Here is a 26,456-nt window from a genome sequence, read left to right as displayed (position 1 = left end):
GACCAAAAGAAGGCCTAATTAGTGGCAACTCTCCAATCCCTTCTGATGCGCATCGTTTACGCATTCTTCTTGTTGATGGCAGTTCTGGTGCTCAATTTCTCAATGATGCATCTTGCGCCCGGCGACGTGGCCGACACAATCAGCCAATCTATGGGCGGCGCAGATCAAGAAATATTGGACCAAATCCGGGCCGATTATGGCCTTGATCAACCCTTTCTAGTGCAGCTTGGCCGTTACATGGGCAACGTCCTGCACTTTGATTTGGGGTATTCGTTTTTCTACAATACACCTGTAACGCAGTTGATTTTGCAACGCTTACCCGCAACCTTGCTGTTGGTCTTCACGGCTCAAATTCTTGCACTGTTCATTGGCGTTATCTTAGGCGTTATCTCGGCACGCAAACCCAATGGGATCGCCAGTCATTTCGTCACGATCCTAGCCTTGTTCGGTTATTCAGCACCAGTTTTTTGGACTGGCATCCTGCTGTTGATCGGCTTTTCCCTCAACATCCAACTGTTCCCAGTTGCAGGGATGCGGGACGTTACAATTGAAGGGGGGTTCTGGGTGCATTTCGTTGACGTTGTGCGTCATTTGGTCTTGCCCGTTATTACCCTCGGCTCAATTTTCCTCGCACTTTATTCGCGCCTCGCCCGTGCCACTATGATGGAGGTGCTCGGCTCAGATTATGTGCGCACCGCAAAGGCCAAAGGGTTGTCCGAGCGCGAAGTCGTCTACAAGCACGCCCTCAAGAACTCTCTGTCTCCCGTCATCACGCTGGCTGGTTTGCAATTCTCCGCGGTCATTTCTGGGGCAGTACTGGTCGAGGCGGTGTTTAGCTGGCCGGGCCTTGGCACACTCGCATTCCAATCCATCATCGCGCGCGACACGCCAACCATTCTAGGCATCCTCTTCTTCTCGGCTCTTGTTGTGATCATTGGCAATCTCTTGACAGATATCGCGCTCCGCTTCGTCGACCCACGTGTAGGAAGCAAATAATGAGCACCCCACCAATTCAGCCCATTGAAGACGCACCCAAAGCCCGCCATCCGATGGCAGAGGCATGGGAGATGTTTCGCGGCAATCACGCAGCTATGGCCGCGCTGGTTGTCCTAACTCTGATAATCATCACTGCCATCATCGGCCCCTACATCTATCCGACAGACCCATTCGAGATGGTTTGGGCACCTTTCTCACCGCCCGGCGTTGACGGTTTCCTTTTGGGAACTGACTATTTGGGGCGCGATTTAATGGCGGCCTTGATCCACGGGGCACGTGTTTCAATTGTCATCGGGGTAGCCGCCGCCTTCATGTCCGTCTTTATTGGCGTCACTGTTGGCGCGCTTGCTGGGTTTTACCGTGGTTGGGTCGAAGAGCTCCTGATGCGGATTACCGAATTTTTCCAAGTCCTGCCGACACTTCTATTTGCCATGGTGATCGTCGCCCTGTTCGGGGCATCGCTCCCCATGATCACATTTGCAATCGGCGTAGTAAGTTGGACAGCCGTGGCCCGTATCACACGGTCGGAATTTCTGCGAATACGTGAATTGGAATACGTCACCGCGTCGCGCGCTTCAGGGGCCAAAAACGCCAAACTGATGTTCCAAATCATCTTACCAAACGCCCTGCCCCCGATCATTGTGCAAGCCGCGCTTATGGTTGGCTCCGCGATCTTGTTTGAGGCGGGTCTATCCTTCCTTGGCCTTACTGACCCGAACGTGGTGTCATGGGGGCAAGTGATCGGCTCAAACCGCCAATACATCTTGGACGCCAGCTATACGGTGACCATCCCGGGCATTGCGATCTTTGTTACTGTTTTGGCTATTTCACTGGTCGGTGACGGTCTGAACGACGCCCTAAACCCAAAGTTGAGACAGCGATGAGCGAACCCCTCCTAAAAGTCCAAAACCTGCGGATTGAGCTGGCACTGCGCCACGGTATCGCACCAGTAATCGATGATTTGTCGTTCGAGTTGGGCGCTGGCGAAAGCATCAGCTTTGTCGGGGAATCCGGCTGCGGCAAATCAATGACAGCGCTTGGGATCATGGGATTGCTGCCTGAAAAAGTAGGCAGCATCGCATCAGGTACAATCACGTTCGACGGCGAGGAACTGACCACCGTCACAGAAAAACGACTGCGCGCCATTCGCGGCAATGAAATTTCGATGATTTTCCAAGAACCCATGACCTCATTGAACCCTGTCTACACCGTGGGTGAGCAGATCGCCGAGGTCTTGCGCGCCCATCAAGGCCTCAGCAAAGCGGCAGCATGGAAAAGCGCGATTGAGCTGCTAGATGCAGTGCGTATCCCCAATGCCAAACGGCGGGTATCAGACTATCCTTTCCAAATGTCAGGCGGACAAAGACAACGGGTAATGATTGCCATCGCACTGGCTTGCGAACCAAAGATATTGATCGCGGATGAACCGACAACTGCACTTGATGTCACCGTTCAAGCAGAAATTTTTGACCTGCTAAATGAACTCAAACGCCAAACGGGTACCGCGATCATCATGATTACCCACGATATGGGGGCCGTAGCAGAAATGGCGGAACGCATGATCGTCATGTACGCGGGCCGCAACGCTGAACAGGGACCCGTGGAGCAAATCATTGACCATCCCCGTCATCCCTACACCAAAGGGCTGATTTCCTGCGTACCCCACATCATGGCCACGCTCACAGATGAACGACATGAACTGACCGAGATTGCAGGGATTGTGCCCCCGTTGCGAGAGTTTGGCCAAGATCGCTGCCTGTTCGCTTCGCGCTGCAATATGGTAAGCCAGAAGTGTCTAGATAAACGCCCCTCCGAGGCCATGTTTGGTGATGGCCAAAGATCTGCCTGCTGGCATGCGGAGGCCGTGTGATGAAAGATGAGACGCAAAACAAACCGCTGCTAGATGTTCAAAACCTCACCGTACGTTTCGCGGTCAAACGCGGTGGGCTATTTGGTCAGGCAAAACATCTTTATGCGGTCGATGATATTTCCTTCAAAATCAAACGTGGCGAAACACTGGCGATTGTCGGGGAAAGTGGTTCTGGCAAAACAACCGCGGCACTTGCCGTCGCGCGGCTGGTTAACGCCTACAAGGGCAGTGTAAATTTAGACGGAACCGATTTTCTTAGCCTCGAAGATGAAGATTTACGTCAGGCGCGTTCAAAGATGCAGTTCATCTTTCAGGACCCCTACTCAAGCCTAAATCCACGCATTCGCGCTGAAAAAATAGTTCGGGAACCGCTCGACAACTTAGACACAGTTCCGAGTGAAGAACGGCAAGCGATCGTCGACAAGCTTTTTGAAGCTGTGGGTCTACATCCTGAACAGCAGCGCCTTTTCCCACATCAATTTTCGGGTGGTCAACGACAGCGTATTGGTATCGCCCGCGCTCTTGCAACTCAACCTGACCTGATTATCTGTGACGAGCCTGTCTCGGCCTTAGATGTCGCAGTCCAAGCGCAAATCCTAAATCTTTTGCGAAAACTACAGGCTGATTTTGGCCTAACTTTCCTATTTATTAGCCACGATCTGGGCGTAGTGCAGCACATGTGTGACAGCATCGCTGTGATGTATATGGGTAAGATCGTTGAATATGCGGATCGCAAATCGTTATTTACCAACCCACTACACCCCTACACAAAGGCCTTGCTATCGGCGGTGCCATCTGTCGACAAGAAAAGGCGCGCTGAAACCAAGCGCATTCTTATTCCTGGCGATCCGCCCGATCCATTGGATTTGCCCGAAGGTTGCCGTTTCGCAAACCGTTGCCCGGTCGCACAAGACCGTTGTAGGTCAGAACAGCCAAATTTAAACGAAATAACACAAGCTCATTCAGTGGCCTGTCATCTGGTAAGCGACACCGGTTCCGCGCCGATTTAGATCCACAACCATTTGGGTGACAAAGTTGGAAAAGGTAAGTCTCTTTCACGGCTTGGTAGAGTTATGGAGTCTAAAAACATTAAGGTAATGACTGCTTTTTTTGAAAAAAATTGCCTTAATATAATCGCAGTGAAAGTCCGCTTCCCGCCCATGGTGTCGATCGCTCCGCGCCAATTCCCGTCATTGTAGTCATAAAATCGTCGCGTCAACGACGCCCAAGTCCCGCCCTATGGTATGGCAAGTTTCACCATCTGCCATGCGCAGGCGTGCAAGTTGGCGCTGATCTAAATGATAAAATCGATGCGATCAAAGGCAAGCAAGACCGGTTGATCGGACATCTTCAAACCTTGGAGCAAAGCGGAGAAACCCAAGTATCACTTACCGATCCCGATAGCAGGGCCATGACACACATCACAAAGGTTGGTGAGGGCTACAACATTCAGATAGCCATAGATGCAAAGCACAAATTGATCGCCGAACAACAGGTTAACAATCGGGTTCTTGATCATGGGTTTCTCGCCGAAACAACGGCGGCAGCCATGAAGCATTTGGATGTAGAAAAAATCAAAGTCGTCGCCGACAAGGGCTACTTCTAGATTGAGGACATCACAGAATGCGCCGCTCTTGGAATTGAGGCATATGTCCCCAAACCTCTGCGCGGCTCGGCGGTGGCGGCAGGCCTTATCTCAAGGGAAGAATTTAAATATGATCCGGCCAAATACGTCTATGTCTGCCCGCCGGAGAAAGAACTGAAGCTTCGGCGACGCTCATTTGTGCGCACGAACGTCAAGCTGGACTATTGCGACGTCAAAGCCTGTGCAGGATGCCCGATGCTTTAAAAATGCACCAAGGGTACCTATCGAACGGTGACTCGATATGAGGGGGACGCAGTTCTTGAACAGATGGCAAAACGGCTCAGCGAAAATCAAGAAATTCTGACCGAGCGGCGCAACAGCGTCGAACACCCCTTTGGCACAATCAAGCAAACCATGAACCAAGGGGCGTGCCTAATGCACCGTTTAGAAAATGTCCGTGGCGAGTTAAGTCTGACCGCGCTCACTTACAACATCAGGCGTGCATTGAACCGGGTCGGTGTGAAGGGTTTGATCGCCGCAATGGGCTAAATTCAGTGGAATTGGGTCAATCCCCAAGTAAAATCTGCCATTTGTCTGCCCGACATTGCTCATAGGCGGCCTTTGAGCCCCCTTGCATTGAGAATGTCGTCAGATTGGGAAATCCAACGCTATAGACAGACTGTCTTCTAACAGTTCGAGTTTTCACATGGTCTGCATGAATTTCACAACTCACACCAAAAACGGCCATCGCAGCATTGTGCAGCGAGCGCCTGGAAAGAGCTTACTTTGGCAAATGCTGCATGCTTCACAAAAGGCCGCTAATCGCAATATCTAGTACTTGGCGGATCGAGTGTTATCGCCCCAAGTACAGTTTCTAAATAAAATATGGTTTCGTAAAATCGGCTGCGCTCCTAATGTCATTTGCAACCCTCGAAAACAGTGCTTCGTGTGGTGACGTATAATGGACCACGCAATAGTTCATATTCGGCAAACTAGGTGTCGTTAGAATTTCAACCACCCTTCCACTTTCGATCAATGGAACAAGATAATCTCTGGGGGCGATACAGACTCCACGTCCCGCGACAGCAAGACCTACCATTGCATGCAGGCTGTCCACGCTAACGCTGTTTCGTGTGTTCAAGCCGTAGTTTGAAAACCAATCGCGGATACTCTTGGAGAACCCGGATGCTTTGCCTTGGCTAATGAATTCAAATTCTTGCAGTTGAGATATTTCAACCTTATTTCCAGCAGGTATCAAGCCCGGCTTTCCGATTAAGCTAAGCTCAACAGCAGCAATCTTTTGCATGTGCGCGTTTGACTGAAACGGCATTTCCGGTACCACAATAATGTCGAGGTCACCGTCCTCTAAGCTGCTATGTAAATTCCGGCTCATGTCAATTGTTAGGTCGAACTGGGTGCTTGGGTCGTTTGCCAATGAAATTTCAAGAAATTTCGGTAACCAAGTTAAGCTTGAGATTTCGGTCACTCCGAGCCTAACTTGCGTAGAGATCACTTTCGCATCCGAGTTGAATGATGCCAGCTTTTCAAAGCTGGCTACAGTTTCGCGTGAGAGGTTGGTAAATTGTTCACCTTGTGGTGTCAGGATGGCTTGTCTTTTGGAACGATCAAAAACTAAAAATCCCATTGACGCCTCAAGTTCTTGAATCCTTTTTGTGATCGTGGATTGCGTCAGATTTAGTCGACCTGCCGCTTTTTCGAACGTTCCACAATCAACGACCGCAAGCATCGCAAGGAGTTGGTTGTGTGTAATCCCCATTTTATTCCTTTTATTGATGATTAATGATGATAATTGATCACTATAATTAACCAATCATTTGGGGCAACCTCTCTCTAACTTCTGAAAGAAACTTGACCCGATGATCCAAGCTAACCCCAGTCTTATTGACGCAATACGTGATCGATTTGCCCACGTGGACAGCTGTCCCTTCCAAGGCCCGCGCGTGTACTTCGAGAACGGCGGCGGTGCGCTAACCCTTAAAACAGTGGTCGAGACGACAGCAAAATATGCCGCAATTCCCGACAATCAAGGACGCGACAACCCAGCGGCTGATGCGCTGACGGGCATAATCGAAAAGGCAAAGGCCGACTTGGCCTTGTTGATGAATTCGGATGCGGGCCAGTTTATCATAGGTGAAACAGGGACCGAACTGTTGTTCCGTATGATCCGCAACGCCTGTCTTAGTGCATCCAATGGGTCCAAGGTCATTGGCAGCTCGATTGAGCATCCATCCAGCAGGGGTGCCGCATTGCACTGGGCTGAGCATACTGGAATGGAGTACGTAAATGTGCCTCATGACCCAGAGGGCGGGCGTGTCACGGCCAAAGATTACGCCGCGCAAATGACGCCCGATGTGGCCGTGGCGACAATACTTCAGGCATCACCCGTAACAGGGATTGGCATGGATGTGACCTCGATTGTCAAAGCGATCCGTTTGGTTTCCCCCGATTGCCTGATCATTGTTGATGGCATTCAGCATGCCGCACATGGTCATATGGATTTGGCCAGTTATGATATCGATGGCTACGCGATTTCACCCTACAAAGTCTTTTCTCGTCATGGATATGGGGTCGCTTGGATCTCGGACCGGTTGACGGCTTTACGGCATGAGGCGCTGAAAGGGGGACCAGTACACAATTGGGAACTGGGCACCCGTGATACAGGCGCATTTGCCGCGATCTCGGATGTTGTGATCTATTTCGATTGGTTGGGCGGGGAGGTTTCCAGGGAAACCGAACCACGTCGCCGGATTGAGGCTGCGGGCAAAGCGATCAAACGCTACGAAACGGTGCTGACAAATGCGCTTATAAACGGGACGGGAAACCTTCCCGGACTTCGGGATATGGATAATCTGACTATTCTATCAGGTGCGGACAATCCGGGACGTGAAGGCACCGTGTCTTTCGTTGTGGCAGGAATAGAATCTCCAGAAATTGTAAGAATTTTGAAAAGTCAGGGGATACGCACACACACACGCACGGCGGACCACTATAGCGGCAATGTTCTGACACCGCTCAATTTACCCGATTGTGTTCGCATTTCGATGTGCCATTATAATACGATACAAGAGGTCACCAAAGCGTTGGGCGTGATCCAAGAGATTGTCAGTTCAAATTCTTTTCCAAGGAAGAGTGCTTAGGCACAAGAAATCCAAAGGAAGGATACAAAAAGCGGCGTTTCATGATGTTGAAAGTGCCGTTGAGGAAAATGAAGGTACCAAATGACCTTCATATAAATGGCCTTACGCGTAACTATAAATGTAGGGCTACAACAACCGGGAGAACCAAATGATTAAATCGATCAAAACGGCCGCAGTCAGTGCGGTCTTGGCTTTGGGCTTGGCAGGCACTGCTGTCGCTCAAGACATTAAATTCTTTACCATCGGGACAGGCGGCACAGCCTTTACCTACTATCCAATGGGTGGCGTTATCGCCAATGCCATTTCCAAACCACCGGGTTCACGCGAATGCGACGCCGGCGGGTCATGTGGTGTTGATGGTTTGATTGCGTCCGCTGTTTCGTCACGCGGTTCGGTCGACAACGTCAACGCAATCATTTCAGGTTTGCGCAACTCCGGCTTCGCACAATCTGATGTAGCATACTGGGCTTACTCTGGCACAGGCACGATGGAAGGCAAAGAACCAGCCACTGAGTTGCGCACAATCGCGGCGTTGTTTGAAGAGCACATTCACCTTGTTGCTTTGGCCGACAGCGACATCAATTCGGTTGCAGACCTAAAAGGCAAACGGGTTTCTTTGGACGAGCCTGGATCTGGCACACGTGTTGATGCGCTGTTGATCATGGAAGCCAATGGCTTGTCCGAGAGCGACCTGACACCAGAAGCCCTTAAAGGCAACGCAGCATCCGAAGCTTTGCGCAATGGCAAGATCGACGCATTTTTTGTTGTGACAGGTTACCCAACGGGTGCGATTGTTGAACTGTCTTCTGCGGCGGACATCAAATTGATCCCAATCGACGGTGCAGGTGCAGAAGCCTTGACATCAAAGTATGGTTTCTTCGCCCAATCAGCGATCCCTGATGATGCGTATGAAGGTGTTGCTGGTGTTAATACTGTCGCTGTTGGCGCGCAGTGGTTCACCAATGCAAAAGAAGACGAAGAACTGATCTATAACATCACCAAAGCGTTGTGGAACGAACAGTCCCGCAAGCTGTTGGATGTGGGTCACGCCAAAGGCAAGACCGTTACTGCGGAGACTGCTTTGAACGGTATTGGTGTTCCTTTGCATGCAGGTGCGGAACGTTTCTACAAAGAAGCTGGCCTGCTTAAGTAAGCTTTTCTAAATATCTTGCCGGGCGCATCACATGTGCCCAGCATATCTTATTATTCCCTAAATTCCTCCACGAATGGACACATCGTTATGGCCGTTGACAGCACCCCAGAACTCACCCCTGAACAGCTGGCCGAGATCGAACGGAAGTATGATCCAGAAACCGCGTTTCGCCCCACAGGCAAGACGTTAGCCTTCATTATTGCAGGCTTTCTGGTGGCTATGTCCATCTACCATTTCTACGCATCTGGCTTTGGTTTGATCCGCGAGCTGCTGCATCGTGGCATCCATTTGTCCTTTGTCTTGGGCCTTGTTTTTCTGCTGTTCGGCGTTCGCAAAACCGACCCCATTTTGCCGCCCAAAGCATGGTACCGCTTTGACGGCGTCCCCTTAATTGACATTGCTTTGGCCTGTCTGGGCGTTGCGGCTGCGATGTATCTACCGCTGTTGCCCCCTGAGATTGTATCTCAGCGCGTTGGCAATCCTGCTGGTTCTGACATCTTCATGGGCACAGCCCTTTTGTTGCTGGTCCTCGAGGCCACGCGCCGCTCGGTCGGCCCCACGCTACCCATCATCGGATTGTGCTTTATCGCCTTTGCATTCTTCGGTCCATGGATGCCGGGTGCTTTGAAACACGGCGGCTCTAGCTGGCTTGGGATCATCAACCACCTCTACATGACCAACCAAGGCATTTACGGCATCGCCTTAGGTGTTATGGCACAATACGTGTTTCTATTCGTGCTGTTTGGCGCGTTAGCCATGCGGGTGGGTCTTGGCCAATTGTTCATTGATCTATCGATGGTTATCGCAGGTCGTTATGCTGGGGGTCCCGCCAAGGTCTCGATCTTTTCCAGCGCGTTTATGGGCACGATTTCCGGTTCCTCAATTGCCAACACTGTGACCACGGGGGCTTTGACCATCCCCACGATGAAGCGCGTTGGTTACCCCGCCAAATTCGCCGCAGCGGTTGAGGCTACTGCCTCAACTGGTGGCCAAATTACCCCGCCAATCCTAGGTGCGGCTGCGTTCATCATGGTCGAATATTTGGAAATCCCACTGCGCGATGTTTTGGCAGCCGCCTTGTTTCCAGCCCTGCTGCATTATTTTGGCATCTTCATCATGGTCCATTTAGAGGCCAAGAAACTAGGCCTTCGCGGCTTAACAAAAGAAGAACTCCCAAAACTGGGTGTGGTATTGAAAGATCAGTGGCTTAGCATCATCCCCCTGTTCATCTTGGTCTACTTAATCCTATCGGGCAAAACGCCAGACTTCGCGGCTGTCTATGGCATCATTGCCTGTGTGGTTGTTGGTTTCCTGAACCCCAACCACCGTCTCACGATCAAGGGTCTCTGGGACAGCCTTGCTAGTGGTGCACGAAACACACTTGCTGTGGGCGCCGCAGCTGCAACGGTTGGTATCGTCGTTGGCGTTGTAACACTGACAGGCGTTGGCTTTCGGTTGGGTTATGTTGTGGTTCAAACGGCCACCGACATCGGCACATTCCTAAGTGCGCTTCCCGTGCTTAGCTATTTCACCGTGACGCAATGGGCGTTGTTCGTATCGCTTGTCCTGATTGCCATCTCCTGCATCATAATGGGCGCAGGCATCCCGACAACGGCGACCTACATTATCCTCGTCGCAGTCGCTGCCCCCGCCTTGGCCCAACTCCAAGTCGAACCCATCGTGGCCCACTTCTTTGTGTTCTATTACGGTGTTCTAGCGGACATTACGCCACCCGTGGCACTCGCAGCTTACGCGGCAGCCGGGATCGCTGGGTCGAACCCGTTCGAGACCGGCAACACGGCCTTCCGCCTCGGGATCGCCAAAGCGCTTGTGCCGTTTGTATTTGTTTACTCACCCGCACTTTTGCTGGTCGCGAACGGGTTCACATGGATGGCGTTCACCATCACACTGCTCGGCGCAATGCTTGGTATCGCAAGCCTTGGGGTGGCGTTTTCAGGGTACTTGTTCGCGCCGCTGAAAACTTGGGAACGTTGGTGGGTCGCCATTGTTTCATTCCTGTTCATTGCACCGGGTCTTCTAACGATGGGCATTGGTTTGGTTCTGATGGCACCGATTGTGCTGTTGCAAATGCGACGTGGAACGCAATCTGCATAGTTAATTTAATCTGAAAAGTCAGGTTAGGTTGTTTATATGGAATTTGCGTAAACTTCGGCAGAAGGCCTGCGCGATCTGGTGAGTTTGATGTGGTCGGTACAAAACAGCTTCACCAAAGGGGTTGTTGCGTGTCATGTTGCGAAACGCCAATAGCCGACGTTTATCCGGTTTACCTGAGGGTCGGTTTTGCCCAACGTAGCGAACATCAGATTGCGATGCAGCGAAGGTCCACTTACCTAATTGAACTAACAGTTTCACCCACAAATTGAAGATCTCGAAATCTGTATTTAACATTATGATCCTTATGCGGATTTGACTAAGTGTTGAAATTCTTGCTAACCTTTAGGAAACTACCCTCCCCGCTAACTCAGAACTGCCGTTGGTTTTGTTGAGATCTAGGTCGGCACTGCAGACAAGTCAGTATTTCGTTGCACGGACCACAATGTCAGCTTCCGGTTATGGGCTCTTCGCACTATTGAGAACCCAGAAATATCGCATAAGCAAATGAGTTCCCATCAAATTGGAAATAGTATGCGAACGGTTGCTTTAATTGGCTACGGTGCGATGGCAAGTTTCGTCGCAAATCACCTCCGAAGGAGCCCATGGCAAATAAGCTATTGTGTGATCCGGAAGGGCCGACAAAAAGAAGCGAGATTTGCAATTGGCGATGAACCAACATTAGTCTGCGGCGTTGATGAGTTCGATACACTACCAGACCTTGTTGTTGACTGCGCTGGCCATCTTGGGCTGAGGGCCCATGGCGCTGCTGTGCTACGCAAAGGTATACCATTGGTTAGCGCCTCTCTTGGCGCACTAGCGGACACTCAGACCCATCGCATGTTGGATGAAGCCGCACAGGAAGGTCAAACACAGCTGCAGTTAGCATCAGGGGCAATTGGCGCACTGGACGCATTGTCCGCAGCGAGAGTCGGAGGGCTAGAGCATGTACGCTACACAGGTGTGAAGCCCCCAGAGAGCTGGCATGGGACACTCGCCGAAGAAATCTTGGATCTTGGTTCTTTGGTTGAGCCAGTGACACATTTCAACGGTTCAGCAAGAGACGCAGCTCTCCGCTATCCCAAGAATGCAAATGTTGCGGCCGCGGTCGCAATGGCAGGACTAGGATTTGACCAAACGCAAACCCGTTTGATTGCTGATCCCAAGGCGCCTGGCAATACTCACACGATCTCTGCGAAAGGTGCATTTGGTACATTTGAGTTTACGATTACAGGTAACAGTCTTCCTGACACGCCACGCACATCAGCACTCGCCGCAATGAGTGTGGTAGATCGAATTTTGCGCAACAACGCCTCCATCATTATCTGATTTTGCGACATGTTTGTTTACACGCCAACATTAGCAGACGTTGGGATTGATATTGTGTACGGTCGGCTCTTAGAAGCCATTCGCTGCATTCTGCACAAATGACCGCATCGCGGACAAAATGTGCATGCCCAAGGATAGCTTGGATGTCAGGTTTCGGGCACTGGCGCATTGCTGCTAACAAAACTCGATAACCCGTTTTATGATCGGAATAAGGCGTAACAAGCCGGAGGGGAGGAAGCTGATGATCAATCCGGCTATTGCAACAATCGCGAATTTCACCAGTGCTGGCAGATCAATACTGAGCATAGCGCCCTGCAATCCAACTTGGATAAAAACATGGAAGAAATAGACGCCAAAAACACTCTTATCGGGATGTCCAATCCACTTGTTTGGGGCCGAAAACTGGTCACGGAACAATATTGATAGCCCGATGATTAGGCCGACACAGACAAAGGCTTCCAGCAATCCCCACAAAATGCCCCATTGTTTGGCCCCAAGTGTCATCGCGTCAGGCAATATGCTTTCTGAGAACACATATCCATTTGGCTGTGTGATGAGAGCGATGACAAAAACAGCCATGCCAATTGCCATCCATTTCGGGCCCAAAGAGGAGGGTATGCTCTCGAGCCATTTCCCGCGCCCTGCGACAATCCCAATGGCAAAAAGGCTCCAATATTGAGGCAGATGAACCTGCTCTGCAGGGACCACACCTGGGATTTTCACCCAATAATCTTGGTGAAAAAGCTTTGAATAATCATCCCAACAATGCCCAAGGTCAGTGCGTTGATCGAAATGCTGCTATTGCTTGGCGCTGTGATTATTCTGGGTTTCGATTTTTTGCGCTGACGTAATTGCCCGCCAAACGGCATAGAGGATACTGAGAAAAAGTAGTTGGGAGATAAACCAGAGATGCCCCATTTCGATCTGCCATTGACCAATGCACTGAAACAGCAAAAAATCAACGAAACCCGTCTGCGAACCAGAGCTCAAAAACGCTATGGGGCCAAACAGAAAAAGGCAGGTTCGGGTGAATTCGATCCAATGGGCGAAGACAACATTGTCGCTTGGACTAACTTCGCTAATAAAGCCGACGCATTGTCCGGACTCCGCAAATGGCTTGCGAGGCAAGAGGATTAACTCGCGCAATCTAATGTATACGAAATGATAAATGAAAGTGAGAAAAGTCAACTCGGAGAGCCTGCGATAAGTGTTCTGGCAATAAGGTTTCGCGAGTTTGTGTCAGTATATAATCGCTTCATGAACCTGTGGGATCTTGATCACGGGGTCATACAAAATGAGGTTACGGGGCAAATACTCAAAGCCCACGGAAAGTGTGATGAAGTCGAAAACTTGCTTATGGACTTCGTCGTAAATCACCGCGGTGATTGTGATCTCGTCCAGCATGTCTTGCGATCAGAACTGACGGAGATTTGGTGACTTCACTCGGACTGCGCTGTTTCGCCGAATGGTCAGCGCGATACACGCACGTGGCGAGGAATTGCAGGACAGCACTGGAAAACGTTACATTTTTAGTTACACGCCGAGCTGGTTCGAACTTGGCACAAGTGCAAATGCTGTGTTGGAAGAACTAGAGGCCAACCCTACGTAAAGCTGACGTTGGCATGCTTGCGTCGAACGGCAACTATGTCCGCATAGTCTCTCGCCTTCCTATTTGACGTTGATCTCGTATGCAAATGCAGCGAAAGTCAGCAAAGAGCCCGAAGCGTCAATCACTGCAAGTTGCATGAACGTCGGCTTTAGGTAAGCACGCAGAGAAGTGTTACTATTGGATCAGTTTCAATTTGCACTACGAATACGCCAAACCTTGCCTTTGAATTTGCGCACAGGTCTGAGTAAAGGTCGAAATTCAGCTGCTAGTGGACCATTAACGATGTCTTTGAAATCGTCCACAATTGAAACACTGTCACCAAAGTACGTATGGTTTAATAGGTTGGAATCTACATCAGATGCATCAATTGTTACGACGTTTGGTAAAGGTTGAATCCTCCCAGAAACGTCACCAATGCGGGGTAAACCGTTCACTTCCTTAGACGCTAATAAAGCAATGTCATTTGATGATGCATAAAGTGTTATTGGGTTTTTCAAGAATGACATTTTGGGCAGCAAACGTTCCTTAAAGACAATGGCATCAATATCTGGTGCCGCTAAGATGACTTTTGTGATTTTCCTAGCTGCTTCAGGGTCTTGTGCAGCTAGATCAACCAATCCATGCGAAAACACACGTGTACCCATTGAGTGTGCGATTATAATTATTCTGTCGGCATCTTGCTCGGTCAAGTGCTTCAAGAACTGTGTCATTTGAGTGTAGGAAATTTCTGCCAAATTTGATGCATGGGTATATCCAAAAGCGCTGTCTTTTGATGGCCAGCTGAAAAAGAAGAAGGGACCCGCGAAATCTAAATCGTATTTCAATTGTCCTGCGCGACGGGCTGCTTTTTCGAAACTTGTATTAAAACCATGAACATAGGCTATCAGCGTTTTCTGATCTCCCCGCGCCTCGGCGTCCTTTAATTCTTGTTGCACTTCCGACATTACGGTTTTGTAATTCGTTTGCTCAAATTGCTTTAAGACCACATACCGTTTTTCGTTATTCGCTTTCCCGAAAAGAGGCGTTTCCAAGGTCCCTCTCTCATGTTGCGGAGGGATGATAATTTGTGCTTTTCCATAGCGTAGGATGTCTGGTGTATCGCCATACACCCGTTCTGGGTAACGCGACTTTATTTTACTGGTAGCCCTATTATTCTTTCTTAATACTCGGTTGGTGCCATAGAAAACCTGCACCTTCTGCTTGTCATCTTCAATCACAATCCCAACGCTTGCTTCTTCTGGGCTCAAATCACCGGTAAGAATTTCATCTGGCGTCGCATCGTCTAATGTTGGCTCAACAATCACCTCATAAACGGGCTCTACGGGAAGCTCCAAAATAACTTCTCCTATGATAACTGGTTCCTCTACGATTATGGCCGATTCTTCCCCCGGCGGCGTGCATGACGCCGCAACAAAAAGTAATGCAAAGACCGTAATTTTTCTTAAGAAATGCGTCCGCACATCAATATCCTTCGCAACCGTTATGTTTACAGAGTACTATGGTTTCAAAACCAAGTAGGATATTCTTGAAATGAAAATCAAGTACGATGGAATTTTGTAGAACATTATCTCAAGAATGGTGTCACCTCAGCTGAAACCGTTGCGGGTTGTGGAAACCAACAGTAACGTAATTGCTCCCGCGTTAAGTTTAATCGTCCGCTAGATTTATGTGAACGGAAGCCGCCATTTAAATGGGATGAGTGTACAGCCGCTTTGTCCCACTGAACTGACCTCGGTCCAGACCGTGGCGAACGGCCGCTTCAAGCCAAAAATACTTGATGCTGCGATGCGCCCCTATGTCTGCTATGCGCAGGGAGCGGACTTAAAGTTACTCCAACTTCCTTTCTAGTTATAGTAGTGATATGAATCAGAAAATTACGTTAGGACTTTTGAAGTGACGATTGTTGGATAGTTCACGGAACAGTTGGCGCGCGAGTATCGAGGACCTTCCAATTTTGAAGGTTGTGTTCGACATGAGCACCGAACACCAAAAACGTTAGAATTTCAAATTAGTTGTCGCAAAGGTAGCGGCGCGCCACAGAAGCGTCACGCTAACACATTGGTTATATTCTATATATAATGGTCCCCAGGGGCGAGGTCCACCTAGTTACGGAAATCAATAGCTTAGCGAAAAGTGGGACAGTAAAAACCGAAGTATTTTCGGCTAGATTGTCCCACGCATGGCTCACCTCAGATGCAAGAAAACTCAGCTTTGATCCCCATCACCGTTGGAGATTCTTGCAGTGCGGAAGAAGCAAGTCAATCCAGCCTAGGCCAATCGAAGTCAGGGTATGCCGATCATGTTTTAGTATCAATGAAGAAGCTTATCCAGTGGGCGATAAATCTGTAACCGCTATTACCTCCGAAGCAGTCAGTACTCCACGGTTTACTTTGCTGGCCTTCAATTCCGACGCGTCATCCCCCTCCGCATCGCAATGCTGAATAGGATACCAGTCGTCCAGTGACTCGATGTATGCGAGAACATTTGTGTGAGCGCGGTTGTGGCTAAAATTTACTATTTCTTTACTCGCATCTATCCCTAATGCACTCTTCAAGTATTGAGCAACGAACAGCCCCATTTTTTGTGAGACCTCTGATCTGAAAGCGGAGGTTCCCATTGCCATCTGCATGGTTCCCTGAATGTTCGGGTTCGTAACTTCGACATAGTATTCATCACAAAGATAATATGCAAAGTATGGGTTGCCTGACTGAGTTGGGAATGAGACCTCAAAGACTTTTCCTTCAAGGTGATCTCTTGGATATTTTTTTACCGCGTCATCAGTGTAGAGGACTTCACCGTTGCGTGTAATCGATACAACCAACGCAGTTTTGCCTGAAACGGTAATAGCACTGGAATGTTTTTTCTTAAAGAAGCCAAACAACTGATCTATCCATTTTCACAAAATCTACCGCCTAATCGCAGCCACTGATATAGTATGACTAACCGCATTAGAATACGAGGCTAATCCGACGGAGCAGGTCGCTCGCAACGGTGAATCCTGCCTGAAGACATCAACACCGAAATGAACCGCGCATGTTACTGAGCAGACATCAGTTCGCTTTCATCTTACCTTTACAGCGAGGGTAACTAACGCACCCGTAGAACTTACCATACCGCCCCCGCCTTTCGACCAGCCAGCCGTTATCGCATGTTGGGCAACTCGGATACTCAGCACCACACGCACAAGTCTTCAACCCTGATTTCCCTTGCACGACAGGCATACCGTTGCCGCACTCCGAACAGGCATTCAGTGAAAATCCACACAGGTTGGCGTGTTCGCATTTATACCATGTGCGGCCATCTTTCGTTGGAACCGCGACGAGGTGCCCGCCACATTCCCCGCAGGTATGGTTGGCTTGATCTTGCTCAACATCGCCGACGACCCCGTATTCAGGATCGTCCAACAACTCCGTTACAAATGCCGACTGCTTCGACGCGGCGCTCATCAATGTCACTGAATGACGTGCACGGGTGAGGGCTACATACATCACACGGCGTTCTTCGGCGTTCTCGAACGGTTCGGCTTCGGGTGATACCAAACTCAATAGAGGGTCGTCCACGATTTCGGATGGGAACCCTGTGCGCCCTCCATAGAGGTTCACAAGGATCACATGGTCCGCCTCTTGTCCCTTGGACGAGTGGATCGTCTTGAAGGCAATGTCGAGGCGAGGGAATGCCCGCCGCAACTGGGCAAGATCGGTCGGTTCGTTATACCTGTTACGCCCCAGCAGAAGCACAGATGTTCTCTTGCCCTCAGGTGCTGCAATGTCTTGCAACGTCCGCAACATCTGCCTGAGCTTTTCATCTGCGTTACCACGTAGTGTCGAAATTACCCGCAACGCTGGGACTTCGGTTGTGCCTGCGGGAATAACGGTTTTGTTCAACTGTGCTGGGTTTTGAAGAACGAACTTCTTGGCCGCAAATGCAATCTGATCCACGGATCGAAAGGTTCGGCCTAAGTCAACAACACGGTGCACCCCAGTCCGTCCATTGAACACGCCGCCAAACTCGTTACCGAAATTACGCATCATATTGATGTCTGACCCTGCAAATCGATAGATTGATTGCCAGTCATCGCCAACCGCAAAGACTTTTCCGTCGGAATGCTGCGCCTTCAATGCCTTCACCAACCTCCCACGACTGCGGGAAATGTCCTGAAACTCATCTACCAATATGTGCTTGAACGGACTGCGATACGTTCCGTCCTCCGCATAGCCAGAGGCTCTCAGGATCATATCTTCGAAATCGATCCGACCCCCCAACCGTTTTTGATATTCCGCATAGAGTGGTTCGAAGATTGACAAGAACGAACTGGCCCGCTTGCCCAGTTTCATCTTTCCAGCTTTGTCCGCGCACTCTGCCAGTTGGTAGCCGCCACCTTTGTAGTGCCTCAGAAACGTGCCGATTAGCTGCACAAAGCTGTCAGCCTGCTTCATCTCAATCACAATATCGAACAGAGTTTCAGGTGATCGGGGCATAACTGTTTCGAACGGCGCGATCTTTTCTGCCAAAGCCTCCAGCAGCCGATCTTCTTCACGATCATAGCTAAAGGTCTCAATGAGTTGGGTGTTATGCTTGGCGTGAACGCCACGCTTCCATTCCATCCCCTCCAGATATTCCTCACGGTTCACAAATGGGGCGGTGCTTAGGTGATATGTCCCATCTGCGGCTTTCGTCCGTCGCACCCCAAAATGTTCAATGTAAACGCCGCTCTTGGTAAGGCGGAAATCGGGGCAGTAGTCACGATAGCCCTCCTCTGAAACTTTGTGTTCGTAATCGGGTTCATATTCGTATTCGATCCCGTTTTCGAACAGCCAGTTGGCGATCATCAACTCTTCATAGCTTTTGACCTGTTCGCCCTGAAGCGTCCGAAGGTCCAGTTTTTCAACATAGGTGTAATAGTTATGCTTTTGCTTGAAATCCCACTCACTCTTGCCTTCAAGACGGGCGTAGGAAAACCAGCCGATGATTGACTTGGATACCTCAGCCACGCTGTGAACCAGTGCCCGCAGGATGTCTTTGATGAGCGCAAGAAAGGCTTTGTCATCGGTGGCATGTGCCGCCAGTGCAGGTTTGCTACCTTCGACAGCCCCAATGATGTCATAGGCCAGTGAGTGGAATGTGCGGGCTTCGAGTGGCTCACCACACCGTTCCTCAATGCGTTCTGACATCTCCTTTGCGGCTTCTCTTGCGAATGCCAGCAATAGGATTTCTTCTGGTTGTCGGATGCCAGATTTAATCAGGTAGCCTGCCTTAGCCGTGATTACACTGGTCTTACCCGATCCTGCGCCAGCTAAAACCAGTGTGGCGTCTTCATCGGCGATGATCGATGTGCGCTGTTCGGGGGTCAGAGGATTGCTTTCAAAGGTATCAAGGAACGTTTGCCATTTGGGCAGTTGTTGATGTTCAAACTTCCTGATGGCATCGTCGCGCATCGAACCTGCGTTTTGCAGGAACCCTTGGATGGTCTGAATTTGATTGAAAATCTCTTCGCCAACCGCCTCCTCGGACAGTTTCGAAAGGAGTTGCTTATCCAGAACCCGTGCCTGTTCGAGGGTGGGTGACACAATGCATGCCGACGGATATCGCGTCGGCTGGGATAGCTCGGTTATGACGCGCAGGACTTCGTGAATGGCCAAACGTTCAGCATTGAACTTCGCAATGTTGTGGGCAGTCCAACCCGTCTTGACGCGGTCGCTGAATGATCGGGCGTCTTTGTGATTGGCACCCCGAAGCAAGACCTGAGTGCCCTTATCAACAGTTATATTCAACGTGCTTCCGACAAGCCCTCTCGTAACCAACGGAGGTGCTGAAAGGTCGGCGACTTGGATGTTTTGCTTACGCCTCGCATTGATGCTCACCACACCGTTTTCGTAATCAATGCTGCGGGCGTGGGTGCCAAATGGGTTCAACAGAAAACCTATCAATGGCTTGGGTTCAATACGCTTCAATCTCAAATCTCGTTTCTTATCATTAGGCTTCGAACGTGCCGTGAAGTTTGGTCAGGATATCCCTATTCCTTTAGACGCCCAGCGATCCGCAGTGCATTTTGTTCGACCAGCACTGCCACATGTTCGACCATGCCCCGCTCGGCACCTTGGTGCGCACAGACAGCCTCTACAGCTTCCACACGCTTTGCCACCATTGCATCGACCAGTTCCTGAACCCGCAATCTAATACCTCGGGGGCTGAAGCCTGCTGTATCAGCGATCCGCTCCCAGTGTCGCCGTGCCATGTCAGCGGGCTTGCGCTTGCGCCCTCCCAGCTTTTGGGCGTGGTATTGGTTCACGTGATCCCAGTGCAGCACTGTCGATACATCATAGAGCGGTGCCATCGACGGCCCGCCGCTGAGTAACATCGAATAATTTTTAGCGTGGGCATCAGTGTTGGCGACAAGGATGTTGAAGATCACCTGATCTTGCAGCGTGAGCGCGTTCTGTGCAGGCAGATGTTGCGCGGTCATGAGAAGTTGATTGAGGTCTAAACCTGCCAAGGTGCCCTGCTCATATTTCTGGCTGGGGAATATACCGTTGGCTTGTGCGAAATCCTCTTGGTGAAGGCGTCGTAGTGACCCGTCCTTGCGTGTCGTCCGATCATACCGTGCAACGGCCAGTGCGGTTCTACTGCCAACGTCGATAATGCCAACTTCAGCAACCACCATTCCAATGAGTTTCGCCAATATCAGGCAGTAGGCTTCATTCTCAACGATGCCAGGGAGGTTTGGGTTGTCGGGTTTGATGATGACGGTGGAGGGTGCACCTGACATCGGAATGGCAAGTTGATCACCCTTTTCCGGCAATCCCAACCTCGGTGCACCTGCGGCGTCCAACACTGCGAGTGCGGTCTTCTTTTGCCCCCCAGCAAGGGATAACCTGACACCATCTTCCCCCGCGAGGAACGGACGCTGACCAAGGTCCTTGAAGTGCGCTGACAGCGCCTTCTGTGGGTCCTGCGTGGCGTAGTAGTCGGTGATGGGCCGATATGACCAAGCAGTCTTATTACTGGGTTCACCGATTGAAATTGCACCTGCTGTGTCGCCGCCAATTTCTTTGAGGATCGCGAGTGCGTCTGTCGATGACAAACCCAACGCCCGTGAAAGGGTCAGTAGCTGCTGTTCTTCAGGGAGAAGGTTTGCAAGCCAAGGTGTGATGACATGATCGGGGTAGTCATCTTCCGTCAGCGGCATCGTTACCGACAGTGGGAAGTTGGCCTTGGTAACCAACCATCTATGATCATATTGGAATGATAGCCCACCATCGTCGTGAACTTCGATATCTCCGACGCTAAACCGCTCGTAGTATACGGTTACCCTATCGGTGACAGCCATCAATCGTCATCCAGATCATAGCCGCCGATAGCGTTAGGTTGGTCGGTATGGGCCTCATTCTTTTGCGTTGCCAAGAGGTCAGGCAAGTGGATGCGCAAAGCATCTGCCAGTGCGACAAGAGTGGACAGCTTTACGTCCCGTGTTCCCCGTTCGATGTGTGATAGTGTTGATGCCGTAGACCCAGACAAGCGGGACAATTCGGTAAGGCTTAGCCCCACGTCCTTGCGCCTTTTGCGCAATCGGGTGCCTATTTTGACAGCCCATCTACTCAGGTTTGTTTCAACGTTCATGTCTCACCAGAATTTATCATCGAGAGTAATATGGATGCAATACTACCCAATGTCACCAACATTTATCACATATGATAAATTGCAGCTATAAATGATCAAAATACAAAAAAATATCACACACGATAAAATCGATCACTCTCATTCAACAAAATAGATCACTCAAACGTTTGCTCACACCCTTCATCTCGTCGTTGTTCCATATGACCAAGTGCACCAACATGTTTATCTGCTTCCGTTACAACCACTTCGGCTGCCTTGGCGATGTCAGCGTTCGCGCTCTTTGTAAGTTTCCGAAGGGCTTCTACTCGTGCCTTCATGGCCTCCGCCCCACCACCGCTACGGGACTCCAAACGGCTAGCAAATGCATTCAGAACCGAGTGTGCATCTGGGGCCGCCACTAGGAAATTCATAGCATCTTCGCTCAATGAAACTGACTTGTCCTCGGCCTTGGTTTTCCAAAGGTTGATATTTGCACCAACAATCGGCCAGACACTTACATCACTTTGTTTAGCACACCAGGATATCAGAGTTTCAATATTAAGCTTCCCCAACGGCAGCCGATCCATTCCGCCACGTTCGATGAAGAACCTTCGCCGCTCTTTGGCCTGGTTGTCACCAGAAAAGATTCTATCTAGGAACACCTCTGGCATCTTGACAGCGGTCGTCTGAACAGCTCCTTAAAATCATGAAGGTATCCATGTTTCTCGTCGATCACCGCAAAAATGGCGTCCAACCAGGCTAACTTCTCATTTTCGTTTCCATTAAACTGAAGTGCAGCGGCCACAACACGCACAGTATCATGGTCTTTTGATCCACCAGGATCGCTGTAGTCACTCAGAAACTGCTGGGTTGCGGCAACTAGGCCCAAACGCCTCAGTTCGCCGCCCAATGTGTCCACCGCACCGTCTTTGTCGTGCAGCTTCATGGATAGGCCATCCAAAATCACCGAACAGCCATTCGGCTTCGTCATGAGGCATTCAACTAGGTCAACGATGCGGGAATAGGGTAGTGCGGCAAAATTATCGCCCCAAAGAATCCCACCATACATCCATGCGGAGACCTCGGGTTCGTTCAACACGCTGATGCAACGAGACAAATCCGTTTCTGTGAACCCTACAAATGGATGGAGTCCAACTAGCACTTTGCGAAGTAAATGGTGTTTGGAGCTTTGATCCAGCAGTTCCTGTGCCAGTGCAGGATCACATGACGCCAGTTCTGCAATAAAGCCATCAAAGACCGAATAGTTGAAGCTGGTGTCTGGATATTTCTCAAGTTGTTCTACCAGTGCTCGCCAAACAACAACTCTGTCATTTGCACCTTTCGCGAGGCCACGACCGAACGCCGAGCGAAATGGCATCCATTTACTACTAAACAACTCGGGGCCCAGGATCGCGATTTCCTGATCGGCGGTGGCAAAATCTTCGCCAAGCTTTTGGGTTTTTGCTTCCAGCCGCAGTTGGGCGTTTCGATGTTTTTCAGGATCATCATGATCGAACTCTTCGTCGAGCGCCCACTGATTGCGGCCACTACTCAAGACAAATGTTTTGATCATCGGCAGTAGGTCATGGGGTTCGAGGTCTGCCTCAAGTGCCGCCAGACTATTTGGAGCGGGTTCAGAACCGTCTTCGGTTTTTCTCTTTTTATAGTCAAAATAGATCGTGTAGCGGACGGCTTTCCAGCCTTCCCCCCATGGTTGGTGTGCATGGAGCGCCCGAGCAGCATCGACCAGGTGGTCACGCAGGGCGTCTTGGTGCCACATCCCGCGAAATTCGTTTGCAAGTGTTTGTCTGGCTTGACCAGCAACAGCGGTTTGATCAGTTGTTCCCAACTTGACCGCGACATCGATGAACGCGCACCGCAATGCAACCAGTTGATCGTAATTGGGTCAATACCCATAGTCCCTCGAACGCGCACCAAACTCGTTCATCCCCGAACCCATCCAGGGTGGACCGTCAAGTGCAGCAGACAGCATTCTGAACCCCAATGATCTTCGCTTCGGGTTGTCTGATTCAATGCATTCCCGCATCACCGTTAGCCTTTGCTCGACAGTTGCATGTGTGCCAGACAGATACCTGAAAGCCCTAGCCTTGATCGCTGGCGTCTAAAATGTCCGGCGGCTCTTGGTGCATCAAAGGCGGCGCGCGTGGGTATGTGACCACGCGCCCGGTGGAATGGTGGATCGGAAAAGAGCGCAGCATGTGGCTTTTGACCGTGCCGAGCGGGCGTGAATTTGAAAGCTCGGTTCCCCGTGGTCTGCGCTGGCTATTCCCGCCCGATGATCCGCATTTTCTTCTGTCAGCCTGCATCCATGACACGCTCTTGGAACACGGCTTTCGGCAGGCCTTTGCAGACAGCCAATGGTTCGAAGCCGCCATGTCCGAACACGCCCCGCCACTGCGCGTCTGGCTGGCCTACAGCGCCATGAGAACCCGCCGCTTTGCGCTTTGGTCCTTGGGCCGTTCACCAATCAACATCTGAGGAAACCTGAGCAATGCAGCACGATTATCCAGACCCGGTTGAGATGGACGCCATGGGCTTTGCTGTCATGGTCGATGACCGACTTGGCCATCTCGCTGTGACACATGACGGCACCATCACTTGGGATCAGCTGCAAGCCATCAAGAACCTCATTTGGGGCGTGGATGCACGCGCCATTGAAGTTTACCCAGTTCAACCCAGTGTCGTGAACAACACGCAGATGCGCCACCTTTGGCGCTTGGGAAAAGACGACTTCGCCCCTGATTTGTTGGGGCGATATGAGGCGAAACAGACCTTAGAGCAGCGGTTTAGGTCCGCGTGGCCTGATCCTTAGTTGAGAGGTCGAGGGATGTCTCACCATCCCCCAACATGGGGCCAAATTTCACTAAAACCCCACCGACCAGACGAAAATCATAGCCGCTCCCATCCCTGATCAGGGAAACGGCATAAGGACTGATTCTAGACCCAATGAAAACAGACAATTTAACACCCGTAGACCCAAGTAAGCCTGTAGCACCTTGGCTTGGCGGGAAACGTAACCTCGCAAAACGCATCACACACATCATCGACAACACGTCCCATACGACATACGCCGAGCCGTTTGTAGGAATGGGCGGGATTTTCCTCAAACGAACGAAGCGACCGAAGGCCGAAGCGATCAATGACATCTCTCAGGATATCACGACGCTGTTTCGGATATTGCAGCGCCATTATCCGCAGTTCTTAGAGGTCTTGCGGTTCCAACTCACAACACGAACTGAGTTCAATCGGCTGGTGAGCACGGACCCAACTACGCTCACCGATTTAGAGCGCGCAGCACGATTCCTCTATCTCCAACGCACGGCTTTTGGGGGCAAGTCAGTTGGCCGCAACTTTGGTGTGTCGAAAATGCGGCCCGCATATTTCAACATGACGTCGCTGGAACCCATGCTTGAAGATTTGCACACGCGGCTCAGTGGTGTCGTTATTGAATGCCTGCCTTACGCTAACTTCATCACCCGCTATGATCATGAGGGCGCGCTGTTCTATTTGGACCCACCCTACTGGGGATGTGAGACGGATTACGGCAAGCTGATCTTTGAGCGGGATGATTTCGCCCGACTGAGCAGCATCCTTGGCAAGATCAAAGGCCAATTCATAATGTCGATAAATGATGTGCCAGAGATCAGGGACGTGTTTTCTGCGTTCCACATCGATGAGGTCAAAACAACTTATACCGTGGGGCCAAATGCAAGTGGCTCAAACAACCGCAAAGAGCTGATCATTTCTAATCTCAATATCAACTTAGGAGACCAAGCATGAATAATGTTGACGCAAACAACCCGAACTCAATCAATGCCACCACACTTCACGTGGATGGACAGGCAGTCAATGTCGATTCTCGTAATCTAAACGCTCAAGGAGCGACCAGCACACAATCCCAGCCGAAAGGTGCCTTTCTGAAATTTTCAGCGTCGATCAAGAAGCTTTTTGACACCGTCAAGAATATCTCCTTTGATCGCAATCGGGTCGATCTCAACCGATAAGACAGCGTCACAGCTGGGGCAGCAATGAGCAAGCGCCTTCCAAGCGTTGCCACCAAAATGCTCTTTGGTCTCCAGTCCTTTGAAATTTGTGTAGGTGATCAAGTTATCGCACTTTGGACAAATCGCCATTCTTCGCTCCTTGCTGTCAGAATCGGTACTAACCTAGTTCGCTACCTTACCAAAGAGAACGTGACTATGCTGGATAAAATGAATGCGGGTATCTGCCAATTATGCGAGGCAGCTGTACCTTTCGCTGAAATGAATGAGAGTGGTGAATGTGCAGCGTGTGTTGCAATGCAAAAGCTGCAGCGAATTGAACACGCTGCCTCTGAACCTCATGAAAGCGTTAGAACGCCAGACTGAGGACTGCAATTCTAACGCTCTAAAGCCTAAAAGCGTTAGAATTTCAAATTTGGTGTCTCAAGTCTGGTGCAAATCTGTCTCAAGTCTAGCGGTGCGCCACATCAAAGCCACCAAGGTCGGCTTTGGGGCGTTGATGTCAAAGCGCATCAAACATGGCGGCGCGCCACACTTAGACCGTTAGATTTGTAAAGCTGAACCTCATGAAAGCGTTAGAATGCCAAACTGAGGACCACAATTCTAACGCTACACAGCCCAAAAGCGTTAGAATTTCAAATTAGTTGTCCAGAAGGTACCGTTAATCTGTCCAGAAGGTAGCAGCGCGCCACACTTAGACCGTTAGATTTGTAGAGCTGGGCATCATGAAAGCGTTAGAACGCCAAACTGATGACTGCAATTCTAACGCTCCAAAGCCCAAAAGCGTTAGAATTTCAAATTAGTTGTCCAGAAGGTACCGTCAATCTGTCCAGAAGGTAGCGGCGCGCCACATCTGTCCAGAAGGTAGCGGCGCGCCACAGTTTGGTGTCCCAAAGGTAGCGCCGATCCGTCCCAAAGGTAGCGCCGCGCCACACAAAGGTAGCGTTAATCTGTCGCAAAGGTGGCGGCGCGCCACACAAAGGCTATTCAAGGCGGTGCACTGGGTGCATGACTAGGAGTCTCTAG

At 50.4% G+C, this 26,456-nt stretch carries 24 protein-coding genes and 1 pseudogene; 16 read left to right on the top strand and 9 right to left on the bottom strand.

Annotation, left to right across the window (positions count from 1 at the left end; genetic code table 11):
* Positions 1-21 precede the first annotated feature (21 nt).
* The 6 genes and pseudogenes from V7775_RS23350 to V7775_RS23325 form a co-directional block, all read left to right on the top strand.
* On the top strand, positions 22-996 hold the full coding sequence (locus V7775_RS23350) for an ABC transporter permease (protein WP_335754347.1): 975 nt from the start codon (positions 22-24) through the stop codon (positions 994-996).
* Entirely contained in the window at positions 996-1,880 is an 885-nt protein-coding gene (locus V7775_RS23345) for an ABC transporter permease (protein WP_335754346.1), read from the top strand. Before V7775_RS23350 ends, V7775_RS23345 begins: the two co-directional genes overlap by 1 nt.
* Positions 1,877-2,866 (top strand): ABC transporter ATP-binding protein, encoded by a 990-nt coding sequence (locus V7775_RS23340; protein ID WP_335754345.1) that lies wholly within the window; start codon positions 1,877-1,879, stop codon positions 2,864-2,866. The genes V7775_RS23345 and V7775_RS23340 overlap by 4 nt, the downstream gene beginning before the upstream one ends.
* The gene (locus tag V7775_RS23335; RefSeq protein ID WP_335754344.1) at positions 2,866-3,876 is read left to right on the top strand and encodes an ABC transporter ATP-binding protein; all 1,011 of its coding nucleotides are present in this window, start codon (positions 2,866-2,868) and stop codon (positions 3,874-3,876) included. Before V7775_RS23340 ends, V7775_RS23335 begins: the two co-directional genes overlap by 1 nt.
* Positions 3,877-4,142: 266 nt before the next feature.
* On the top strand, positions 4,143-4,472 hold the full coding sequence (locus tag V7775_RS23330; protein WP_335754343.1) for a hypothetical protein: 330 nt from the start codon (positions 4,143-4,145) through the stop codon (positions 4,470-4,472).
* A gap of 255 nt (positions 4,473-4,727) precedes the next feature.
* Positions 4,728-5,000 (top strand): annotated as a pseudogene (locus V7775_RS23325) (transposase); the annotation flags it as partial.
* 325 nt (positions 5,001-5,325) lie between these two features.
* On the opposite strand, the gene V7775_RS23320 reads toward V7775_RS23325, so the two are convergent.
* Entirely contained in the window at positions 5,326-6,228 is a 903-nt protein-coding gene (locus V7775_RS23320; RefSeq protein ID WP_335754342.1) for a LysR family transcriptional regulator, read from the bottom strand.
* A 100-nt stretch (positions 6,229-6,328) separates the two neighbouring features.
* Here V7775_RS23320 and V7775_RS23315 point away from each other — a divergent pair, with 100 nt between their 5' ends.
* The 4 genes from V7775_RS23315 to V7775_RS23300 all read left to right on the top strand — a co-directional run bounded on the left by V7775_RS23315 (position 6,329) and on the right by V7775_RS23300 (position 12,203).
* Positions 6,329-7,609, top strand: coding sequence for an aminotransferase class V-fold PLP-dependent enzyme (locus tag V7775_RS23315; RefSeq protein WP_335754341.1), 1,281 nt, complete (start codon positions 6,329-6,331; stop codon positions 7,607-7,609).
* A 148-nt stretch (positions 7,610-7,757) separates the two neighbouring features.
* The gene (locus tag V7775_RS23310; RefSeq protein ID WP_335754340.1) at positions 7,758-8,762 is read left to right on the top strand and encodes a TAXI family TRAP transporter solute-binding subunit; all 1,005 of its coding nucleotides are present in this window, start codon (positions 7,758-7,760) and stop codon (positions 8,760-8,762) included.
* 87 nt (positions 8,763-8,849) lie between these two features.
* Entirely contained in the window at positions 8,850-10,877 is a 2,028-nt protein-coding gene (locus V7775_RS23305; protein ID WP_335754339.1) for a TRAP transporter permease, read from the top strand.
* 504 nt (positions 10,878-11,381) lie between these two features.
* Positions 11,382-12,203, top strand: a complete 822-nt coding sequence (locus V7775_RS23300) for an aspartate dehydrogenase (RefSeq protein ID WP_443070159.1) — start codon at positions 11,382-11,384, stop codon at positions 12,201-12,203.
* A 174-nt stretch (positions 12,204-12,377) separates the two neighbouring features.
* Here the strand turns inward: V7775_RS23300 and V7775_RS23295 are convergent, their stop codons facing one another.
* Positions 12,378-12,926 (bottom strand): hypothetical protein, encoded by a 549-nt coding sequence (locus tag V7775_RS23295; protein ID WP_335754337.1) that lies wholly within the window; start codon positions 12,924-12,926, stop codon positions 12,378-12,380.
* A gap of 168 nt (positions 12,927-13,094) precedes the next feature.
* On the opposite strand from V7775_RS23295, the gene V7775_RS23290 reads away from it, so the two are divergent.
* Complete coding sequence (locus V7775_RS23290; RefSeq protein ID WP_335754336.1) at positions 13,095-13,340, top strand: hypothetical protein; 246 nt, start codon at positions 13,095-13,097, stop codon at positions 13,338-13,340.
* Between the two features lie 660 nt (positions 13,341-14,000).
* Here the strand turns inward: V7775_RS23290 and V7775_RS23285 are convergent.
* The 7 genes from V7775_RS23285 to V7775_RS23255 form a co-directional block, all read right to left on the bottom strand.
* Complete coding sequence (locus V7775_RS23285; protein WP_335754335.1) at positions 14,001-15,272, bottom strand: alpha/beta hydrolase; 1,272 nt, start codon at positions 15,270-15,272, stop codon at positions 14,001-14,003.
* An 863-nt stretch (positions 15,273-16,135) separates the two neighbouring features.
* Positions 16,136-16,693, bottom strand: a complete 558-nt coding sequence (locus tag V7775_RS23280; protein ID WP_335754334.1) for a hypothetical protein — start codon at positions 16,691-16,693, stop codon at positions 16,136-16,138.
* 169 nt (positions 16,694-16,862) lie between these two features.
* Positions 16,863-19,763 (bottom strand): UvrD-helicase domain-containing protein, encoded by a 2,901-nt coding sequence (locus V7775_RS23275; protein ID WP_335754333.1) that lies wholly within the window; start codon positions 19,761-19,763, stop codon positions 16,863-16,865.
* Positions 19,764-19,825: 62 nt separating this feature from the next.
* The gene (locus tag V7775_RS23270) at positions 19,826-21,139 is read right to left on the bottom strand and encodes a type II toxin-antitoxin system HipA family toxin (RefSeq protein WP_335754332.1); all 1,314 of its coding nucleotides are present in this window, start codon (positions 21,137-21,139) and stop codon (positions 19,826-19,828) included.
* The gene (locus tag V7775_RS23265) at positions 21,139-21,429 is read right to left on the bottom strand and encodes a helix-turn-helix domain-containing protein (protein ID WP_335754331.1); all 291 of its coding nucleotides are present in this window, start codon (positions 21,427-21,429) and stop codon (positions 21,139-21,141) included. Before V7775_RS23265 ends, V7775_RS23270 begins: the two co-directional genes overlap by 1 nt.
* Before the next feature lie 155 nt (positions 21,430-21,584).
* Positions 21,585-22,079: a hypothetical protein gene (locus tag V7775_RS23260; protein WP_335754330.1), complete on the bottom strand. Its 495-nt coding sequence runs from the start codon at positions 22,077-22,079 to the stop codon at positions 21,585-21,587.
* On the bottom strand, positions 22,061-23,257 hold the full coding sequence (locus tag V7775_RS23255) for a hypothetical protein (RefSeq protein ID WP_335754329.1): 1,197 nt from the start codon (positions 23,255-23,257) through the stop codon (positions 22,061-22,063). The genes V7775_RS23260 and V7775_RS23255 overlap by 19 nt, the downstream gene beginning before the upstream one ends.
* Positions 23,258-23,535: 278 nt before the next feature.
* On the opposite strand from V7775_RS23255, the gene V7775_RS23250 reads away from it, so the two are divergent.
* The 5 genes from V7775_RS23250 (at position 23,536) to V7775_RS23230 (ending at position 25,796) form a co-directional block, all read left to right on the top strand.
* A complete protein-coding gene (locus V7775_RS23250; RefSeq protein WP_335754328.1) occupies positions 23,536-23,907 on the top strand; it encodes a DUF1353 domain-containing protein in 372 nt (123 codons plus the stop codon).
* Positions 23,908-23,920: 13 nt separating this feature from the next.
* Positions 23,921-24,241, top strand: coding sequence for a DUF7694 domain-containing protein (locus V7775_RS23245; protein WP_335754327.1), 321 nt, complete (start codon positions 23,921-23,923; stop codon positions 24,239-24,241).
* Between the two features lie 134 nt (positions 24,242-24,375).
* Positions 24,376-25,209 carry a DNA adenine methylase gene (locus V7775_RS23240; protein ID WP_335754326.1) on the top strand — a complete coding sequence of 278 codons (834 nt, stop codon included), beginning with the start codon at positions 24,376-24,378 and terminating at the stop codon, positions 25,207-25,209.
* Positions 25,206-25,433, top strand: a complete 228-nt coding sequence (locus V7775_RS23235; RefSeq protein ID WP_335754325.1) for a hypothetical protein — start codon at positions 25,206-25,208, stop codon at positions 25,431-25,433. The genes V7775_RS23240 and V7775_RS23235 overlap by 4 nt, the downstream gene beginning before the upstream one ends.
* A gap of 24 nt (positions 25,434-25,457) precedes the next feature.
* Positions 25,458-25,796, top strand: a complete 339-nt coding sequence (locus V7775_RS23230) for a hypothetical protein (RefSeq protein WP_335754324.1) — start codon at positions 25,458-25,460, stop codon at positions 25,794-25,796.
* Positions 25,797-26,456 lie beyond the last annotated feature (660 nt).

Source organism: Sulfitobacter sp., from assembly GCF_036960155.1.
Lineage (GTDB): Bacteria > Pseudomonadota > Alphaproteobacteria > Rhodobacterales > Rhodobacteraceae > Sulfitobacter.
The sequence above is the reverse complement of the archived record's forward strand: the minus strand, read 5'-3'. Positions and strand labels throughout refer to the sequence as shown.

Excerpts from the sequence above, each read along its gene's own strand:
- V7775_RS23335 (WP_335754344.1), top strand. The coding sequence starts at position 2,866 with ATGAAAGATGAGACGCAAAACAAACCGCTGCTAGATGTTCAAAACCTC.
- V7775_RS23240 (WP_335754326.1), top strand. The coding sequence starts at position 24,376 with ATGAAAACAGACAATTTAACACCCGTAGACCCAAGTAAGCCTGTAGCA.
- V7775_RS23320 (WP_335754342.1), bottom strand. The coding sequence starts at position 6,228 with ATGGGGATTACACACAACCAACTCCTTGCGATGCTTGCGGTCGTTGAT.
- V7775_RS23260 (WP_335754330.1), bottom strand. The coding sequence starts at position 22,079 with ATGCCAGAGGTGTTCCTAGATAGAATCTTTTCTGGTGACAACCAGGCC.
- V7775_RS23315 (WP_335754341.1), top strand. The coding sequence starts at position 6,329 with ATGATCCAAGCTAACCCCAGTCTTATTGACGCAATACGTGATCGATTT.
- V7775_RS23230 (WP_335754324.1), top strand. The coding sequence starts at position 25,458 with ATGAGCAAGCGCCTTCCAAGCGTTGCCACCAAAATGCTCTTTGGTCTC.
- V7775_RS23245 (WP_335754327.1), top strand. The coding sequence starts at position 23,921 with ATGCAGCACGATTATCCAGACCCGGTTGAGATGGACGCCATGGGCTTT.
- V7775_RS23305 (WP_335754339.1), top strand. The coding sequence starts at position 8,850 with ATGGCCGTTGACAGCACCCCAGAACTCACCCCTGAACAGCTGGCCGAG.
- V7775_RS23345 (WP_335754346.1), top strand. The coding sequence starts at position 996 with ATGAGCACCCCACCAATTCAGCCCATTGAAGACGCACCCAAAGCCCGC.
- V7775_RS23265 (WP_335754331.1), bottom strand. The coding sequence starts at position 21,429 with ATGAACGTTGAAACAAACCTGAGTAGATGGGCTGTCAAAATAGGCACC.
- V7775_RS23300 (WP_443070159.1), top strand. The coding sequence starts at position 11,382 with ATGAGTTCCCATCAAATTGGAAATAGTATGCGAACGGTTGCTTTAATT.
- V7775_RS23235 (WP_335754325.1), top strand. The coding sequence starts at position 25,206 with ATGAATAATGTTGACGCAAACAACCCGAACTCAATCAATGCCACCACA.
- V7775_RS23250 (WP_335754328.1), top strand. The coding sequence starts at position 23,536 with ATGTCCGGCGGCTCTTGGTGCATCAAAGGCGGCGCGCGTGGGTATGTG.
- V7775_RS23270 (WP_335754332.1), bottom strand. The coding sequence starts at position 21,139 with ATGGCTGTCACCGATAGGGTAACCGTATACTACGAGCGGTTTAGCGTC.
- V7775_RS23310 (WP_335754340.1), top strand. The coding sequence starts at position 7,758 with ATGATTAAATCGATCAAAACGGCCGCAGTCAGTGCGGTCTTGGCTTTG.
- V7775_RS23340 (WP_335754345.1), top strand. The coding sequence starts at position 1,877 with ATGAGCGAACCCCTCCTAAAAGTCCAAAACCTGCGGATTGAGCTGGCA.